Here is a 16,721-nt window from a genome sequence, read left to right on the forward strand (position 1 = left end):
ACACCGCGTGCCCGATACCGGCGGTACCGGGCCATTGCTACAGTCGGCTTATGAGGCCCGTTCGCGATCCCATCCACGAAGGCTCCGGCGAGCCGGTCGTGCTGCTGCACCCGTTCATGATGAGCCAGAACGTGTGGAAGGACGTCGCGCCGATCATGGCCGCGACCGGCCGGTTCGAGGTGTACGCGCCGACCATGCCCGGCCACAACGGCGGGGTGAAATCGCGGTTCTTCCTCGACACCGCCGAACTCGCCGACGACATCGAGCGGCGGATGGACGAGCTGGGCTGGGAAACCGCGCACATCGTCGGGAACTCGCTGGGCGGCTGGGTGGCCTTCGAGCTGATGCGCCGCGGCCGGGCCCGCACCCTCACCGCGATCGCGCCAGCCGGCGGCTGGCACCACCTGTCGCCGGTGAAGTTCGAAATCGTCGGCAAGTTCGTCGCCGGCCTGCCGGTGTGGATGGTCGCCAAGGTGCTCGGCCAGCGGGTGCTGCGGTTCCCGTTCACCCGGTGGTTCGCCAGCGTGCCGATCAGCTCCACCCCCGAGCGGCTGCCCGAGGCCGACCTGCCGAACATCATCGACGACGTCACCAACTGTCCGGCCTACTTCCAGCTGCTGGTCAAGGCGCTGCTGCTGCCCGGACTCGCCGAACTGGCAAACGCCGACGCCCCGACCAACCTGGTCATCTGCGACAAGGACCGGGTGCTGCCGCACCCGCGGTTCACCCGTCAGTTCATGCGCGAACTGCCCCCGGAGCACGTCGTCACCCACCTGAACCGGTCCGGGCACATCCCGATGTTCGAGGACCCGGAGCGGACCGCGAAGCTCATCATGGGCTTCATCGAGGAGCACGCCGGATCCGACCGCGGCCAGCGGCCCGCCTGACAGGCGCCCTACGGGCCGGTGGCTACGCCCGGCACTGTTGCGATATTCTGCAAATCGGTCATGAGCGCCAGCATCAAGCCCCGGCTTGCTGGCCGGCAACCCTCCATCCGCGGTGGGGTGCCCCGGGTGATGACCAGGTTGAGTAGCTCCGGCTACACGGCAAGCGCGGGTCCGGCACCACACTTCCTCCGGGCCCCTGAGGCGAAGGAGTAAGGCGTGTCATCCCCCACAGACTGGTCCTTTGAGACCAAGCAGGTCCATGCCGGCCAGCAACCCGACCCCACCACCGGGGCTCGGGCGCTGCCGATCTACCAGACCACCTCGTATGTGTTCGACAGCACCGATCACGCGGCGGCGCTGTTCAGTCTGGCCGAGCCTGGCAACATCTACACCCGGCTGATGAACCCCACCGCCGACGTGGTCGAGCAGCGGGTGGCCGCCCTCGAGGGCGGCGTCGCCGGGCTGTTCGTGTCCTCCGGGCAGGCCGCCGAGACCCTGGCGATCCTGAACCTGGCCGGCGCCGGGGACCACATCGTGAGTTCGCCGCGGCTCTACGGCGGCACCTACAACCTGTTCCACCACTCGCTGGCCAAGCTGGGCATCGAGGTCACCTTCGTCGAGGACCCCGACAATCTCGAGCAGTGGTGGCAGGCGATCCGGCCGAACACCAAGGCGTTCTTCGGCGAGACGATCTCGAACCCGCAGATCGACATTTTCGATGTGCCCGGCGTCGCCACCATCGCCCACGATCACGGCATCCCGCTGATCGTCGACAACACCATCGCCAGCCCCTACCTGATCCAGCCGATCAGCCTGGGCGCGGACATCGTGGTGCACTCGGCGACGAAATACCTTGGCGGGCATGGCACGTCGATCGCCGGGGTGATCGTCGACGGCGGCAACTTCGATTGGACCCAGGGACGGTTCCCCGGCTTCACCGAGCCCGACCCGAGCTATCACGGGCTGGTGTTCGCCGATCTGGGCGCGCCGGCGTTCGCGCTTAAGGCCCGGGTGCAACTGCTGCGCGACCTGGGGTCAGCCGGCTCGCCGTTCAACGCGTTCCTCATCGCCCAGGGCATCGAGACGCTGAGCCTGCGGATGGAGCGGCACGTCGCCAACGCCCAGGTGGTCGCGGAGTTCCTGCAGACCCGTCCCGAGGTGACAGCAGTGAATTACGCCGGGCTGCCCAGCTCGCCGTGGTTCGAGCGGGCCCAGCTGCTGGCGCCCCGCGGCGCCGGCGCGGTGCTGTCCTTCGAATTGGCCGGCGGCGCGCCCGCGGGCAAGGCGTTCGTCGAGGCGTTGACGCTGCACAGCCACGTCGCCAATATCGGCGACGTCCGCTCGCTGGTGATCCACCCGGCCTCGACGACCCATCAGCAGCTCTCCGCCGAGGAGCAGCTCGCGTCCGGGGTCACCCCCGGCCTGGTGCGGCTGTCGGTCGGCATCGAGGGCATCGAGGACATCCTGGCCGATCTGGAGCGCGGCCTGGCCGCGACTGCCGCCGTCTAGGGGCGCGAGGTGACCATTTTCGAGATTCCCACGACCGCCATCCTGCCCGCCGAGGGCGAGATCGGCGTCGTCAACATCGGCGCCCTGACGCTGGAGAACGGGGCGGTGCTCGACGACGTCAGCATCGCCGTGCAGCGCTGGGGCGAACTGTCGCCGACCCGCGACAACGTGGTGGTGGCGCTGCACGCGCTGACCGGCGACTCGCACCTGGTCGGCCCGGCCGGTCCGGGGCACCCCACCCCCGGTTGGTGGGACGGCATCGCCGGACCGGGCGCCGCGATCGACACCGACCGCTGGTGCGTCATCGCCACCAATGTGCTGGGCGGCTGCCGCGGCTCCACCGGCCCGGGCTCGCTGGCCCGCGACGGCCGGGCCTGGGGCTCGCGGTTCCCGCAGGTGACCGTCCGCGACCAGGTGGCCGCCGACGTCGCGGCGCTGGCCGCCCTGGGCATCACCGAGGTGGCGGCACTGCTGGGCGGCTCGCTCGGCGGCGCGCGGGCGCTGGAATGGGCCGTCAGCCATCCGGATGCGGTGCGCGCGGCGCTGGTGGTGGCGGTCGGCGCACGGGCCACCGCCGATCAGATCGGCACCCAGACCAGCCAGATCGCGGCCATCAAGGCCGACCCGAACTGGTGCGGCGGGGACTATCACGGCACCGGCCGCAGCCCGGACACCGGACTGGCGATCGCCCGCCGCTTCGCGCACCTGACCTACCGCGGCGAAACCGAACTCGACGACCGATTCGGCGACGGCGCCCAGGGCGACGAGGATCCGCTGTCCGGCGGCCGCTTCGCGGTGCAGAGCTACCTGGAGTACCAGGGCGACAAGCTGGTCGGCCGGTTCGACGCCGGCACCTACGTGGCGCTCTCGGACGCCCTGAGCACCCACGACGTCGGCCGCGGCCGCGGCGGGGTGGCCGCCGCGCTGCGCGGTTGTCCGGTGCCGACGGTGGTCGGCGGCATCACCACCGACCGGCTGTACCCGCTGCGGCTGCAGCAGGAGATGGCCGAGCTGCTGCCCGGCTGCGCCGGCCTGGAGATCATCGACTCCCCCTACGGGCACGACGGGTTCCTGATCGAGGCCGACACGGTGGCCGCGCTGGTCCGCCGCACGCTGGCGCTGGCGGAGCAGCGGTGAGCGCGCCGCGCTCACTGTCCTTCGGCGCCCAAGCCGCCGCCTACGAGCGGGGCCGCCCGTCGTACCCGCCGGAGGCCATCAACTGGCTGCTGCCGCCCGGGGCGCGCGACGTGCTGGATCTGGGCGCGGGCACCGGGAAGCTGACCACCCGGCTGGTGGAACGCGGGCTGAACGTGGTGGCCGTCGACCCGATCACCGAGATGCTCGACGTGCTGCGGACGTCGCTGCCGGACACCCCGGCGCTGCTGGGCACCGCCGAGGAGATCCCGCTGCCCGATGACAGCGTCGACGCGGTGCTGGTGGCCCAGGCGTGGAACTGGTTCGACCCGGAGCGGGCGATCCCCGAGGTGGCCCGAGTGCTGCGCCCCGGCGGCCGGCTGGGCCTGGTGTGGAACACCCGCGACGAGCGGCTGGGCTGGGTGCACGAGCTCGGCGAGATCATCGGGCACGAAAGCGACCCGGCCCGCTACGCCTCCGGGTTGGCGCCGACGTTCACCGACGTGCGGCAGCACCGGGTGGAGTGGACGAACTACCTCACTCCGCAGGCCCTGATCGACCTGGTGTCCTCGCGCAGCTACTGCATCACCTCGCCGGCGCAGGTGCAGTCGCGGGTGCTCGGGCGGGTCCGGACGCTGCTGGCCACCCACCCGGCGCTGGCCAACTCACCGGGCATCGCGCTGCCGTATGACACGGTGTGCATCCGGGCGACACTGGCCTGAGCGCCGATGGCCGAGCTGACCTGGACCGATCGGGAGTTCACCGGCGCGGATTTCCGCGACGACGACCTCGCCGGGCTGGTCACCGAACGCACCGTGTTCGACGGCTGCGACTTCACCGGGGCGACGCTGACCGAGTCCCGGCACACCGGCTCGGCGTTTCGCAACTGCGTCTTCACCCGCGCGACGCTGTGGCATTCGACGTTCACCGGCTGCTCGATGATCGGCTCGGTGTTCAACGACTGCCGGCTGCGACCGGTCACCTTCGCCGAGGTGGACCTGACGCTGGCCACCCTCGCCGGCGCGGACCTGCGCAAGGCGCAGCTGGCCGGGAGCCGGCTGCGGGAAGCCTCACTGGTGGAGGCGGACCTGCGGGAGGCGAACCTGACCGGCGCGGACCTCAGCGGCGTCCGGGCCCGCGGGGCCAAATTCGACGGCGCGGATCTGCGTGGCGCGAAAGCCGACCCGGACCTGTGGACGATGGCGTCGCTGCGCGGCGCGAAGATCGACCTCGTCCAGGCGCTGGCGTTCGCCGCCGCCCACGGTCTGGTGGTCAGCGGGTCTGGGGCCTAGCTCTTCTTCCGCAGCAGGAACTTGCTCTCGCCCTTGAGCCGGATGTGCCAGCGGACCCAGCCGACGTAGACCGCGCTGATCAGGATCAGCATGCCGATGTTGGTCCACCATGCTCCGGCGGTGTGATACCAGAAATGGTCGTCGGGCAGGATCGGCGGCCCGACCAACTCGGTCAGGTTGATCGTCGAGGCCGAGGAGCCGAAGCCCCAGCGGGCCGGGGTGATCCAGGACAGCTGGTCGAGCACCGGACGGCCGGTGACCGGAATCAGACCGCCGGAGAACACCAGCTGACTCATCACCGCCACCACCAGCAGCGGCATGATCTGCTCGGCGGATTTCGCCAGCCCGGACAACGCCAGGCCGGTCATCGCCGCGGCGATGCAGGTCATCGACAGGTCGACGTACATCTCCAGATCACGGCTCGGGATGAACGCCCCGTGTTCCACCACGCACCGCATGACCGCTTGACCGGCCGAGTCCAGCACGGGCTGGCCGTCGGAGCCGAGTTTCGGTCGGCACTCGCCGTCGCCCCAACCGTTGCCGATCAGCGCGATGGTCATCACGATGGACGACTGGATGATGGCGAACACCGTGAAGACCGCGATCTTGGCCAGCAGATACGCGCTGGTGGACAGGCCGACGGCCTGCTCACGGCGGAAGATGGCCCGTTCGCCGATCAGCGCGCGGATGGTCAGCGCGGTGCCCATGAAGATCGCGCCCACGTTGAGCATGACCAGGATCTGGCCGGGCTCGTTCGGGGACTCACCGCCCTGGATGGCCGGAATCGGCACACCGAAGCCGATGCTCGACCCGTCGGGCCCGCCACCGGGCACCGACAGTGAGAGCACACCCATGATGAACGGCAGGAACAGCAGGAACGCGCTGTAGCCGCGGTCGGCGAGGATCAGTTTGATCTGCCGCCGGGCCACCGTGGAGAACTGCCGCAGCAGGCTCGTCTTGGCGGGTTTACCCAGGTCGGTTGGTGTTTGAGCGGGTGGCGCCGCCGGCGCCGGGCCGGAGCGGGCCAGGTAGTTGCGGCCGGCCGAATCCGGGTCCGAGGCGACCGTGGAGAAGATGTCGGCCCAGTTGGTGGTGCCCAGCTGCGGCCCGATCTGCGACGGCGGCCCGAGGAACGCGGTCTTGCCGCCTGGGGCCAGCAGCAGCACCTGGTCGCAGACATCGAGGTAGGTCAGCGAGTGGGTGACCACCAGCACCACGCGGCCGGCGTCGGCCAGCTGGCGCAGCATGGTCATGACGGCGCGGTCCAGCGCCGGGTCCAGGCCCGACGTCGGCTCGTCCAGGATCAGCAGCGACGGGCCGGTCAGCAGCTCCATGGCCACCGACGCGCGCTTGCGCTGGCCACCGGAGAGCTTGTCCACCCGGGTGTCGCGGTGCTTGGTCATCTCGAGTTCCTCGAGGACCTGGGTGACGACCTGCTCGCGGTCTTCCTTGTTGGTGTCCGGCGGCAGCCGCAGTTCGGCGGCGTACATCAGCGCCTGGTGCACGGTCAGCTGCGGGTGCACCACGTCGTCCTGGGGCACCATCCCGATCCGGGAGCGCAGCGAGGCGTACTCGGCGTGGATGTCGTGGCCCTCGAAGGTGACGGTGCCGGTCGTCGGGGAGGTGAGGCCGGCGACCTGGCGGGCGAAGGTCGACTTGCCCGCGCCGGACGGGCCGATCACCGCGGTCAGGGTGCCCGGCCGCGCGTTGATCGAGATGTTGTCCAGCAGGGTCTTGTTGCCCTCGATGGTCCAGGTCAGGCCGCGGACCTCCAGGCCACCGGTGGTGGCGTCGGCGGTGGTCGCGGCCTTGCGCGACAGCGTGGCCCCGTCGAAGACGAGGTCGATGTTGCCGATGGTGACCACGTCGCCGGGCCGCAGCGACGCCGACTCGACCCGGTGGCCGTTGACGAACGTGCCGTTGATGCTGCGGTTGTCCAGGATCTGCGCGCCGGCGCCGTCGACCACCAGCGAGGCGTGATGCCGGGAGGCCAGCACATCGGGGATGACGATGTCGTTGTCGGTGGCGCGGCCGATCTTGATCGCCCCGGCCGGCGCGTCCGGCGCCCGTCCGGGCCGCAGGATCTTCAGCATGCTGGTGGCCATGTTGGCTCCACCGGCGCCGCTGGGCGCGCTGACCGGCGGTCGGGGGGTCGCGGCCGGGCCCATCATGGTCGGCGTGCCCTGCGACGACGGCGGCGCGGGCGGGGCCGGCGGCACGGGCGGGCGCGGGTTCGCGCCGCTGGGGTACGGCTGGCGCGGCGGGTACGGCTGCGCGCCGCTGGGCGGGAACGACGGCGGGGGCGCCGGGCGGGTGCCGGTCTGAGTGGGGCCCGAGTACGGCCGCTGCTGGCCACCCGTCGGGTACCCGGGCGGCGCCGACGGCGCCGCGATGTGGATGGAGCTGGTGGGGGTGCGGCCGGCCGACCCGGTGTGCCGGCCCACCGCGAAGCCCAGCGTGGGGCCGTCGGGGTTGCCGAGGTTGATGGTCAGGCCGTCGCGAATGTCCACCGTCGGGGTCCGGCGGCCGTTGACGTACATCCCGTTGAGCGATCCGTTGTCGACGGCGACCCAGTGGCCGCGGTCGAAGCGCAGGATCAGGTGCGCGCGGGAGATCAGCGGGTGGGCGACGCGCACGTCGGCGCGTAGATCCCGGCCGACGACGATGTCACTGCCTGGGGCGAAGTTGCGCTCGGAGCCTTCGTAACGGACGGTCAGGGTCGGCGCTGCGGCTGGTGCGGTCATCGGGACCAACTCTAACGGTTGACACCGGCGAGCCGAGTCCCCGCCGACGGCAATGGCAGAATGTCGCCCGTGGCAGCGACGGTCTTGGACGGCAAAGCGACCCGCGACGAGATCTTCGTCGACCTCACTCGCCGGGTGGCGGCGCTGACCGCCGACGGCCGCACCCCGGGGCTGGGCACCATCCTGGTCGGCGACGATCCCGGCTCGCAGGCCTACGTGCGCGGCAAGCACTCCGACTGCGCGAAGGTCGGCATCAACTCGATCCGTCGGGACCTGCCCGCCGACATCACCACCGACCAGCTCAACGCCGTCATCGACGAGCTCAACGCCGACCCGGCCTGCACCGGCTACATCGTGCAACTGCCGCTGCCGAAACACCTGGACGAGAACGCCGCGCTGGAGCGCATCGACCCGGACAAGGACGCCGACGGGCTGCACCCGACGAACCTGGGCCGGCTGGTGCTGGGCAAGGACGCCCCGCTGCCGTGCACGCCGCGCGGCATCGTCGCGCTGCTGCGCCGCTTCGAGGTGCCGATCGCCGGTGCGCACGTAGTGGTGATCGGGCGCGGTGTGACCGTCGGCCGGCCGCTGGGCCTGCTGCTCACCCGCCGCAGCGAGAACGCCACCGTCACGCTGTGCCACACCGGCACCCGTGACCTGGAATCGCTGACCCGCCAGGCCGACATCGTGGTGGCCGCCGTCGGCGTGCCGCACCTGGTGACCGCCGACATGCTGAAACCGGGCGCCGCCGTCGTCGACGTCGGCGTGTCACGGGTCGACGGCAAGCTCACCGGGGATCTGCACCCGTCGGTGTGGGAGGTGGCCGGACACGTGTCCCCCAACCCGGGCGGTGTCGGCCCGCTGACCCGGGCGTTCCTGCTGACCAACGTCGTCGAACGGGCGGAGTCGCAGGCGTGAACTGGCAGGCCGAGGCGCGCGCCCAATGGCCGATCCTGACCGTGTTCGGGATCTTCGTCGGCGCGTTCGCCTTGGTCGCCGTCGGGTTCTGGCGGCGCGGGGCGCTGCTCATCGGCATCGGGGTGGCGGTGGCCGCGGCGTTTCGGCTGGTGCTCTCCGATGAGACCGCAGGGTTGCTGGTGGTGCGCGCCAAACCGCTGGACTTCGCCACCATGGTGACCGCGGCGGCGGCCATGATGCACATCGCAGCCACCATCGACCCGCTCGGCACCAACTAGAGCAGCACCACCATGAGCTGCGCGACGAACACCTTGGCGATCATCGACACCGGGAACAACACCGCGTAGCCGAGCGCCAGCCGCTGGTCGGGCACCTTGCCGTAGGCGTAGGCGTAGGGCGCCGGGTTCAGCTGGGACCCGGTCAGCCCGCCAAGAGCGCGCGCGGTGCCGAACTTCAGCACCGTGCGCAGCCCGACCACGCAGATCAGCGCGTGCGTCACGGCCAGCACCAGGCCGAGCGCCACCAGCGCCACACCATTGTCCGCCAGCGCGGCCAGCAGCCCGCCGCCGGCGCTCAGCCCGACCGCGGACAGGAACACCAGCAGGCTGAACTGGTTGAGCGTGTTGGCGACGTTGCCGGGCAGCGTCCAGATGATCGGCCCGGTGCGCCCGATCGCGCCCAGCACCAGCCCGAGCACCAGCGGCGCGGTCGCGGTGCCCAACGCCAGGACTCCCCCGCCGGGCAACGGGATCTGCGCGAACGCCAGCACCAACCCGAGCGCCAGGCCCAACCCCAGCCCGACGCCGTTGATATCGCCCGCGGTGCGCTCGGAGTCCCCCAGCGCGGTGGTGATCTCCGGCAGCGCGGTGCGGGCGGCGGTGACCCGCAGCCGGTCGCCACTGGCCAGGACAAGGTCGGGAGTGGCGATGATGTCGACGTCGCCGCGGCGGACCCGGGACACCACCGCGTCGAAACGCTCCTCCATCCGCAGCTCGTGCAGCGGCCGCCCGACGTAGCGCGGATTGGACAGGGTGATGCGGCGGAAGTCGATCTCGTGGCGGTCCAGCCACGGCTCGTCGGCGACCGGGCGGCCGAGATCGGCGATCAGCCGCTGCACGGCGTCGGCGCGCGCGGTGACGGTCAGCAGGTCCCCGTCGGCCAGCGCCTCGGCGTCGTGCGCGACGACGGTCCGCCCGGCCCGGGTCAGCCGGGACACCACGGCCTGATAGCGCTCGTCGAGGCCGTGCACGGTGAGCCCGGGGTCGCCGACGATGGCCAGCGTGCGCACCACGATCGGCTCAACCTTCTGCTGGTCTTCCGGCGTGGGTTTGCGCCGGCCCGCGGAGATCAGGTACGCGCAGGCCAGGATGGTCAGCAGCACGGTGATCGGGTAGGCGACGGCGTAGCCGATGGCCGGCTCCACCGGTGGGACGCCGTCGACGGCGAGTTGGCCCTGCACCGCGCCGAGGGCCGCGGTCGCGGTGCCGGCGCCCGAGAACGCCCCCGCGATGGTGGGGATGTCCAGGCCCAGCGCGCGGCCGGCGGCCAGCCCGGCGCCGGCCATCGCGACGATCGCCAGCAGCGACACCAGCACCGGCTTCCAGCCCGTGCGCAGCGCGTTGACGAACGACGGTCCGGCCGCGATCCCGACCATGTAGCAGAACACGCACAGCGACAGCGACGTGACGATCGGCGGCAGCGCGACGTCGGGCTCGGCGGCGGCCAGCGCCAACGCCACGAACAGCGCGCCCGCCGGCCCGAAAGACACCGGGCCGAAGCGGATTCGGCCGAACAGGCTGCCGACGCCGACGCAGACGAACAGGGTGAGCAGGGGGCTTTCGACGAACCACCGCATTGTCGCTCCGTCGGCCGAGGGACCGTGACGGGAGCATCACATCACATCCTGCGGACCGGTGCTGGTTATCCGCGAGCGGCTGCTGGGATCATCGTCGCCATGTTCAACGTGCTGTTCTACTCACCCCGGATCGCGCCCAACACCGGCAACGCGATCCGGATGGTGGCCGGCACCGGGGCGCAGCTGCATCTGGTCGAGCCGCTGGGCTTCGACCTGTCCGAGCCGAAGCTGCGTCGGGCCGGACTGGACTACCACGACCTGGCGTCGGTGACGGTGCACCCGTCGCTGCCGGCGGCCTGGTCGGCGCTACTGCCCGCGCGGGTGTTCGCGTTCACCGCGCACGCCCGCACCCGGTTCACCGATATCGCCTACCGCCCCGGCGACGTGCTGATGTTCGGCCCGGAACCGACCGGGCTGGACGCCGAGACGTTGGCCGACGAGCACATCACCGCCACCGTGCGGATCCCGATGCTGGCCGGCCGCCGGTCGCTGAACCTGTCGAACGCCGCGGCGGTGGCGACCTATGAGGCCTGGCGGCAGCAGGGTTTCGCCGGCGCGGTGTGAGGGTTACCAGTTGTTCCAGTGGCTGAGCTGCTCGGCGGGCAGCCGGGCGGCCTTCTTGAAGTCGACGCCTTTGGTGTAGGCGATCGGGAACATCCCGCCCTGGACGTAGCGGTCATACGGGATGCCGAGCAGTTCGGCGGCTTGACGCTCACCGTCGCCGATCAGGTGCAGCGTGGTCCACGCCGAGCCGAGCCCGCGGGCCCGCAGCGCCAGCATGAAACTCCACACCGCGGGCAGCAGTGAGCCCCACAGCCCGGCGCTCATCCCGGCCTCCAGCCCCTCCGGGCGCCCCTCGACGCACGGGATCATCAGCACCGGGGCCTTCTCGAAGTTCTCGTTGAGGTACGTCGAGGAGTTGCGCACCCGGACCATCTGCTGGTCACGCTGCTCGTCGCGGGTGGCGGCCAACCCCTTCGCCAGGTACGGAGTGGCGTTGACCCGGTAGATGTCGGCCAGCGCCTTCTTCTTCTCCGCGTCGTCGACGAAAACCCATTGCCAGCCTTGGGCATTGGACCCGGTCGGGGCCTGCAACGCGATGTCCAGGCATTCCATCAGCACCTCGCGCGGCACCGGGCGGTCGAAGTCCAGTCGTTTGCGCACCGAGCGGGTGGTGGTCAGCACTTCGTCGGGAGTCAATTCCAGGGCCATGTCGCGAGACTACAGTCGTCGGCATGGCCGCCGAATTGAATGACGAAGTCACCCAACGTCTTACCGACGATCTGCACGGCTGGCTCACCACGGTGGCGAAATCCGGGCAGCCGGTCCCCCGCCTGGTCTGGTTCCTGTTGCAGGGGTCGGAGGTGGTGCTGTACTCGTACCCCGACGCCGCGAAGGTCCGCCATATCCGCAACAACCCGCGGGTGAGCCTGAATTTGGATTCCAACGGCGACGGCGGCGGGATCATCGTGGTCGGCGGGGTGGCGACGATCGACCCGGAACCGGTGGATCCGCGCACCGACGAGCCGTACTGGAACAAGTACGGCGCGGTGTCCGATATGTCCGGTCTCACCGAGCTGATGGGTGACCTGACCACCCGGATCCGGATCTCCATCGACAAGGTGTGGACCACCCCGACGGTGTAGCTCAGCGGAAATCCCGGGAGTGGGAGCCCACCGACAATTCCAGCGGGCTCATCCCGTCGGCGACGACGGTGACCGCGCCGCTGGCGTTCTGCACGATGCCGCGGATCAGCAGCGCCGACGCGGTCTGGGCCAGCCGCCGGTGCCGCGCCCACAGCCCCGGCGAGCACAGCACATTGACCATGCCGGTCTCGTCCTCCAGGTTGACGAAGGTGACCCCGCCCGCGGTGGCCGGGCGCTGCCGGTGGGTGACCGCGCCGGCCACCAGCACCCGAGAGCCGTCGGGAACGCCGAGCAGCCGGTCGGCGGCGATCACTCCGCGCTCGTCGAGCCCGGCGCGCAGAAATTCGGTGGGGAAACTGTCCGGGGACACCCCGGTGGCCCACACGTCGGCGGCGGCCAGCTCCAACCGGCTCATCCCGGGCAGGCTCGGCGCCGGCGCGGCGGTCCCCACGCCGGGCAGCCGGTCGGGGCGTTCGGCCGCCGCCGCGCCCGCCGCCCACAGCGCCTGCCGGCGGTCGGCGCCGAAGCAGGCCAGCGCGCCTGCGGTGGCCAGCGACTCGGTCTGGGCCACGCTGAGCTGGACCCGGCCGGTCAGATCCAGCAGCGAGCGAAACGGCCCATGGGCTTCGCGTTCAGCAGTCAGCCGATCCGCCAGGTCCTCGCCGATGTGGCGGACCGCGGCCAGCCCCAGCCGGACCTCCGTGCCGCGGTTCTCCAGCCCGGCGTGCGTACCGCTGGCGTTCACGCACGGGCCGTGCACCTTCACCCCGTGCCGACGGGCGTCGGCCACCAGGGACTGCGGCGAGTAGAAGCCCATCGGCTGGGCGCGCAGCAGCGCCGCGCAGAACGCCGCGGGGTGGTGCAGCTTGAGCCACGACGAGTAGAACACCAGCGAGGCGAAGCTCAGCGCGTGGCTTTCCGGGAAGCCGAAATTGGCGAAGGCCTCCAGCTTTTCGTAGATCCGCTCGGCCAGTTCGCCGGTGACGCCGTGCAGCCGCTGCATGCCCTCGAAGAACCGGCCGCGCAGTCGGCGCATCCGCTCGGCGGAACGTTTGGACCCCATCGCCCGGCGCAACTGGTCGGCCTCGGCGGCGCTGAACCCGGCGCAGTCCACCGCCAGTTGCATCAGCTGTTCCTGAAAAAGCGGGACCCCCAGGGTCCTCTTCAACGCCGGCTCCATGGACGGGTGATCGCAGACCACCGGGTCCAGCCCGTTGCGGCGACGGATGTAGGGGTGCACCGAGCCGCCCTGGATCGGACCGGGTCGGATCAGCGCCACCTCCACCACCAGGTCGTAGAAGATCCGCGGTTTCAGCCGCGGCAGGGTGGCCATCTGGGCGCGGGATTCCACCTGGAACACCCCGACCGAATCGGCGCGCTGCAGCATTTCGTAGACCGCGGGTTCGCTCAGGTCCAGTTTGGCGAAGTCGACGTCGACGCCCTCGTGTTCGGCGACCAGGTCCTTGGCGTAGTGCAGCGCCGAGAGCATGCCCAGGCCGAGCAGATCGAACTTCACCAATCCGATGGCCGCGCAGTCGTCTTTGTCCCACTGCAGCACGCTGCGGTTCTCCATCCGGGCCCATTCCACCGGGCAGACGTCGGCGATGGGCCGGTCACAGATCACCATGCCGCCGGAGTGGATGCCCAGATGCCTCGGCAGTCCCCGGAGTTGGCCGGCCAGCTCCAGCACCTGATCCGGGATGCCCTCGGTGTCTTTGGCCTCGCCGCCCCAGCGGCTGACCTGCTTGCTCCAGGCGTCCTGTTGCCCTTGGGAGAACCCCAGCGCGCGGGCCATGTCCCGCACCGCGCTGCGCCCGCGGTAGGTGATGACGTTGGCGACCTGCGCGGCGTGGTCTCGGCCGTAGCGCGAGTAGACGTACTGGATGACCTCTTCGCGACGGTCGGATTCGATGTCGATGTCGATGTCCGGCGGTCCGTCGCGGGCCGGGGACAGGAACCGTTCGAACAGCAACTCGTTGCGGATCGGGTCGACCGCGGTGACCCCGAGCGCGTAGCAGACCGCGGAGTTGGCCGCCGAGCCCCGACCCTGGCACATGATGTCGCGCTCGCCGCAGAACGCGACGATGTCGTGCACCACCAGGAAGTAGCCGGGGAAACCGAGGGCGGCGATGATGTCGAGTTCCCGATCGATCTGGGCGTAGGGCTGCGGGGCGGATGCCCGCGGCCCGTAACGGCGGGCCGCGCCCTCGTCGACCAGTCGGCGCAGCCAGCTGTCCTCGGTGTGGCCAGCGGGAACCTCGAACGGCGGCAGCCGCGGCGCGATCAGCGCCAGCCCGAAGGCGCACTGCTCCCCCAGTTCCGCGGCGGCGGTGACGATTTCGGTCCCGAACAGGGCGGCCATCTCATCGCCGGAGCGCAGGTGCGCGCCGCCGAGCGGGGCCAGCCAGCCGGCGGCGGACTCCAGGGACTCGCGGGCCCGGATGGCGCCCATGGCCGCGGCCAGCCGTCCCCGGTCCGGGGTGGCGAAATGCGCTCCGGTGGCCGCGATGACCCCGACCCCGAACCTCGGGGCGAGCGCGGCCAGCGCGGCGTTGTCCTCGTCGTCGCGAGGCTGACCGCGATGGGTCAACTCGACGCTGACCCGCGCCGCGCCGAACCGGTCGACCAGATCGGCCAGCGCGGCGGCCGCGGCGTCCGGGCCGCCGGCTGCCAGCGCCGCGCGGACGTGTCCCTTGCGGCAGCCGGTGAGGATGTGCCAATGCCCGCCGGCCACCTCGGTCAGGGTGTCGAAGTCATAGCGCGGCTTGCCCTTGGACCCACCGGACAGGTGCGCGGCGGAAATCTGCCGGGACAGCCGCCGGTAGCCCTCCGGGTCGCGGGTCAGCACCAGCAGATGCGGACCCGGCGGGTCGGGGGCGTCGGTGCGCTCGGACGGCCCGGGGTCCAGCGACAGTTCGGCCCCGAACACCGTCGGCAGTCCCACCTCGCGGGCGGCCTCGGCCAGCCGGACCACCCCGTACAGGCCGTCGTGGTCGGTCAGCGCCAGCGCCCGCAGTCCCAGCCGGGCCGCCTCGGCCGCCAGTTCCTCCGGCGAGCTGGCCCCGTCCAGGAAGCTGTAGGCCGAGTGCGCGTGCAGTTCGGCGTACGGAACCCGGCCGGCTCGCGGAGCGCGGGGTTGGGGTTCGGGCCGGGCGGCCGAGGTCAGCGGCAGCCCCGCGCGCCGGACCTCGGGGGGCTTCCCGTCGAGCACCCGGCGCATCTCCGCCCAGGTCGGCGGCCCGTTGTGCCATCCCATCCGAACAGTTTATCGAACAAATGTTCTAGTTGATGAGGATGTGTGGCCCGGATCTCGAGCGCTCAGGGGTGGGGCGCGGCTCGAGTGAAGGCTCATGGACGCCAGTGAGACCGGCGGCGGGCCCGGTCATCGAGTGAGGAACCAGGTACGTCAGTGAGACGTGAGGGCGGCGGCCCTCATCGAGCGAGGAACCACGGACGCCAGTGAGACGCCAGGGATGCCAGTGAGACGTGACGGCGGGGCCGGTCATCGAGTGAGAATCTAGGGACACGTCGTTCGAGTAACCCCCACCCGTATTTCTCACTCAACGCAGATCGCCGCCCTCACGTCTCACCGAGCTACCTCAGTTCTCAAACGCCTACCTGACGCCTCACTCGATGAGCGACCCCGCCACCAGTTCTCACAAGCCGCCATCACGCCTCACTCGATAGACCACCTCGCCAAACGCCTCCCCGCCCCTCACTCGACACGCCAAAGAACGGCCGCAAAGCCGCGCCCGGCAACCCACCCCCTGGCAACCCGCGGCAAAACGTGGCAAGAATTGGGGTGATGTCCCCCGAACAGATCTCCGCAACCCGAAACATCCCCGCCCCCGCCGCCGACATCTTCGCGATCCTGGCCGATCCGGCGCGCCACCACGACACCGAACCCAGTGACTGGGTCCGCGAAGCCGTCGACGCCGAGCCGATCACCGCCGTCGGGCAGACCTTCAACATGAACATGTACCTGCAGCAGATCGGCGGCGCGTACGTGATGGAGAACCTGGTGAGCGTCTTCGAGCCGGACCGGGCGATCGCCTGGCGCCCCGGCATGGTGGGGCCCGACGGGACCGCCACCCCGGGCGGCTGGCAGTGGCGTTACGACCTGACCCCGGGCGACGGCGAAACCGAGGTCACCCTGACCTACGACTGGTCCGAGGCCACCCCGGAGGCCCGCGCCAACGTCCCGCAGTGGCCGCCGTTCCCACAGTCCTATCTGGAGAAGTCGCTGGCCGCGCTGGAACGCGCCGCCACCAGCTGAACCCACCCGACGGTGGCGCCCGAGGTCCCCGGGCACAACAATGGTGCGGTGACCGCCGAGCAGCTCTCCGCGATCCGAACCATCGCCGCCACGCCCGCCGAGAGCCGATCACCGGCGTCGGCGAGATCTTCACCGTCAACATGTATTTGGAGCCGTTCGGCGGCGACTACGTGATGAAGAACCTGGTGACCGCGTTCGAGCAGGACCGGACCATCGCCTGGGAGCCCGGGCTCCACAAAGAAGGCGCCGAGTTCGCCCCCGTCGGCCACTGGTGGCGCTACGACCTGGAGCCCGTCGAGGGCGGCACCCGAGTCACCATGACCTACGACTGGTCCAAGATCCCGCCGTCGTTCCGCGAGATCATGGTCGGTGTTCCGCCGTTCGCCCCGTCCTACCTGGATGAGTCACTGGCCACCCTGGACCACACCGTCACCGGTGCCTGAAGTCCCGCGCACAGGCG

15 protein-coding genes and 1 riboswitch are annotated in these 16,721 nt (G+C 70.8%); of the genes, 11 read left to right on the top strand and 4 right to left on the bottom strand.

The window, feature by feature from the left end; translation table 11 throughout:
* Positions 1–50 precede the first annotated feature (50 nt).
* The 5 genes from L2Z93_RS15385 (at position 51) to L2Z93_RS15405 (ending at position 4,822) form a co-directional block, all read left to right on the top strand.
* Positions 51–887: an epoxide hydrolase EphH gene (locus L2Z93_RS15385; RefSeq protein ID WP_090587527.1), complete on the top strand. Its 837-nt coding sequence runs from the start codon at positions 51–53 to the stop codon at positions 885–887.
* A gap of 56 nt (positions 888–943) precedes the next feature.
* A riboswitch (SAM riboswitch) is annotated at positions 944–1,059 on the top strand.
* A gap of 44 nt (positions 1,060–1,103) precedes the next feature.
* The gene (locus L2Z93_RS15390; protein WP_090587530.1) at positions 1,104–2,396 is read left to right on the top strand and encodes a bifunctional o-acetylhomoserine/o-acetylserine sulfhydrylase; all 1,293 of its coding nucleotides are present in this window, start codon (positions 1,104–1,106) and stop codon (positions 2,394–2,396) included.
* Positions 2,397–2,405: 9 nt separating this feature from the next.
* A complete protein-coding gene (gene metX, locus L2Z93_RS15395; protein ID WP_090587533.1) occupies positions 2,406–3,533 on the top strand; it encodes a homoserine O-acetyltransferase MetX in 1,128 nt (375 codons plus the stop codon).
* The gene (locus L2Z93_RS15400; RefSeq protein ID WP_090587536.1) at positions 3,530–4,252 is read left to right on the top strand and encodes a class I SAM-dependent methyltransferase; all 723 of its coding nucleotides are present in this window, start codon (positions 3,530–3,532) and stop codon (positions 4,250–4,252) included. Before metX ends, L2Z93_RS15400 begins: the two co-directional genes overlap by 4 nt.
* A 6-nt stretch (positions 4,253–4,258) precedes the next feature.
* The gene (locus L2Z93_RS15405; RefSeq protein ID WP_090587539.1) at positions 4,259–4,822 is read left to right on the top strand and encodes a pentapeptide repeat-containing protein; all 564 of its coding nucleotides are present in this window, start codon (positions 4,259–4,261) and stop codon (positions 4,820–4,822) included.
* Here the strand turns inward: L2Z93_RS15405 and L2Z93_RS15410 are convergent.
* Positions 4,819–7,566: an ATP-binding cassette domain-containing protein gene (locus L2Z93_RS15410; protein WP_090587541.1), complete on the bottom strand. Its 2,748-nt coding sequence runs from the start codon at positions 7,564–7,566 to the stop codon at positions 4,819–4,821. The genes L2Z93_RS15405 and L2Z93_RS15410 overlap by 4 nt on opposite strands.
* Before the next feature lie 69 nt (positions 7,567–7,635).
* Between L2Z93_RS15410 and L2Z93_RS15415 the strand changes: the two genes are divergently transcribed.
* A complete protein-coding gene (locus L2Z93_RS15415) occupies positions 7,636–8,484 on the top strand; it encodes a bifunctional methylenetetrahydrofolate dehydrogenase/methenyltetrahydrofolate cyclohydrolase (RefSeq protein ID WP_090587649.1) in 849 nt (282 codons plus the stop codon).
* Entirely contained in the window at positions 8,481–8,762 is a 282-nt protein-coding gene (locus L2Z93_RS15420) for a DUF3017 domain-containing protein (protein WP_090587543.1), read from the top strand. The genes L2Z93_RS15415 and L2Z93_RS15420 overlap by 4 nt, the downstream gene beginning before the upstream one ends.
* On the opposite strand, the gene L2Z93_RS15425 is transcribed toward L2Z93_RS15420, so the two are convergent.
* Positions 8,759–10,339 (bottom strand): aspartate-alanine antiporter-like transporter, encoded by a 1,581-nt coding sequence (locus L2Z93_RS15425; protein ID WP_090587546.1) that lies wholly within the window; start codon positions 10,337–10,339, stop codon positions 8,759–8,761. The genes L2Z93_RS15420 and L2Z93_RS15425 overlap by 4 nt on opposite strands.
* Positions 10,340–10,438: 99 nt before the next feature.
* Here L2Z93_RS15425 and L2Z93_RS15430 point away from each other — a divergent pair, with 99 nt between their 5' ends.
* Positions 10,439–10,903: a tRNA (cytidine(34)-2'-O)-methyltransferase gene (locus L2Z93_RS15430; RefSeq protein WP_090587549.1), complete on the top strand. Its 465-nt coding sequence runs from the start codon at positions 10,439–10,441 to the stop codon at positions 10,901–10,903.
* Positions 10,904–10,906: 3 nt separating this feature from the next.
* Here L2Z93_RS15430 and L2Z93_RS15435 read toward each other — a convergent pair whose 3' ends face one another.
* Positions 10,907–11,551 carry a nitroreductase family protein gene (locus tag L2Z93_RS15435; RefSeq protein WP_090587552.1) on the bottom strand — a complete coding sequence of 215 codons (645 nt, stop codon included), beginning with the start codon at positions 11,549–11,551 and terminating at the stop codon, positions 10,907–10,909.
* 23 nt (positions 11,552–11,574) lie between these two features.
* Here L2Z93_RS15435 and L2Z93_RS15440 point away from each other — a divergent pair, with 23 nt between their 5' ends.
* Positions 11,575–11,985: a TIGR03667 family PPOX class F420-dependent oxidoreductase gene (locus tag L2Z93_RS15440; RefSeq protein WP_090587554.1), complete on the top strand. Its 411-nt coding sequence runs from the start codon at positions 11,575–11,577 to the stop codon at positions 11,983–11,985.
* A 1-nt stretch (position 11,986) separates the two neighbouring features.
* On the opposite strand, the gene L2Z93_RS15445 is transcribed toward L2Z93_RS15440, so the two are convergent.
* Positions 11,987–15,241, bottom strand: a complete 3,255-nt coding sequence (locus tag L2Z93_RS15445; protein ID WP_090587556.1) for an error-prone DNA polymerase — start codon at positions 15,239–15,241, stop codon at positions 11,987–11,989.
* 549 nt (positions 15,242–15,790) lie between these two features.
* On the opposite strand from L2Z93_RS15445, the gene L2Z93_RS15450 reads away from it, so the two are divergent.
* Both L2Z93_RS15450 and L2Z93_RS15455 read left to right on the top strand, forming a co-directional pair.
* Positions 15,791–16,261, top strand: a complete 471-nt coding sequence (locus L2Z93_RS15450; protein ID WP_090587559.1) for an SRPBCC family protein — start codon at positions 15,791–15,793, stop codon at positions 16,259–16,261.
* Positions 16,262–16,401: 140 nt separating this feature from the next.
* On the top strand, positions 16,402–16,704 hold the full coding sequence (locus L2Z93_RS15455; RefSeq protein ID WP_090587562.1) for an SRPBCC family protein: 303 nt from the start codon (positions 16,402–16,404) through the stop codon (positions 16,702–16,704).
* Positions 16,705–16,721: the final 17 nt, after the last annotated feature.

This window comes from Mycolicibacterium brumae, from assembly GCF_025215495.1.
GTDB lineage: Bacteria > Actinomycetota > Actinomycetes > Mycobacteriales > Mycobacteriaceae > Mycobacterium > Mycobacterium brumae.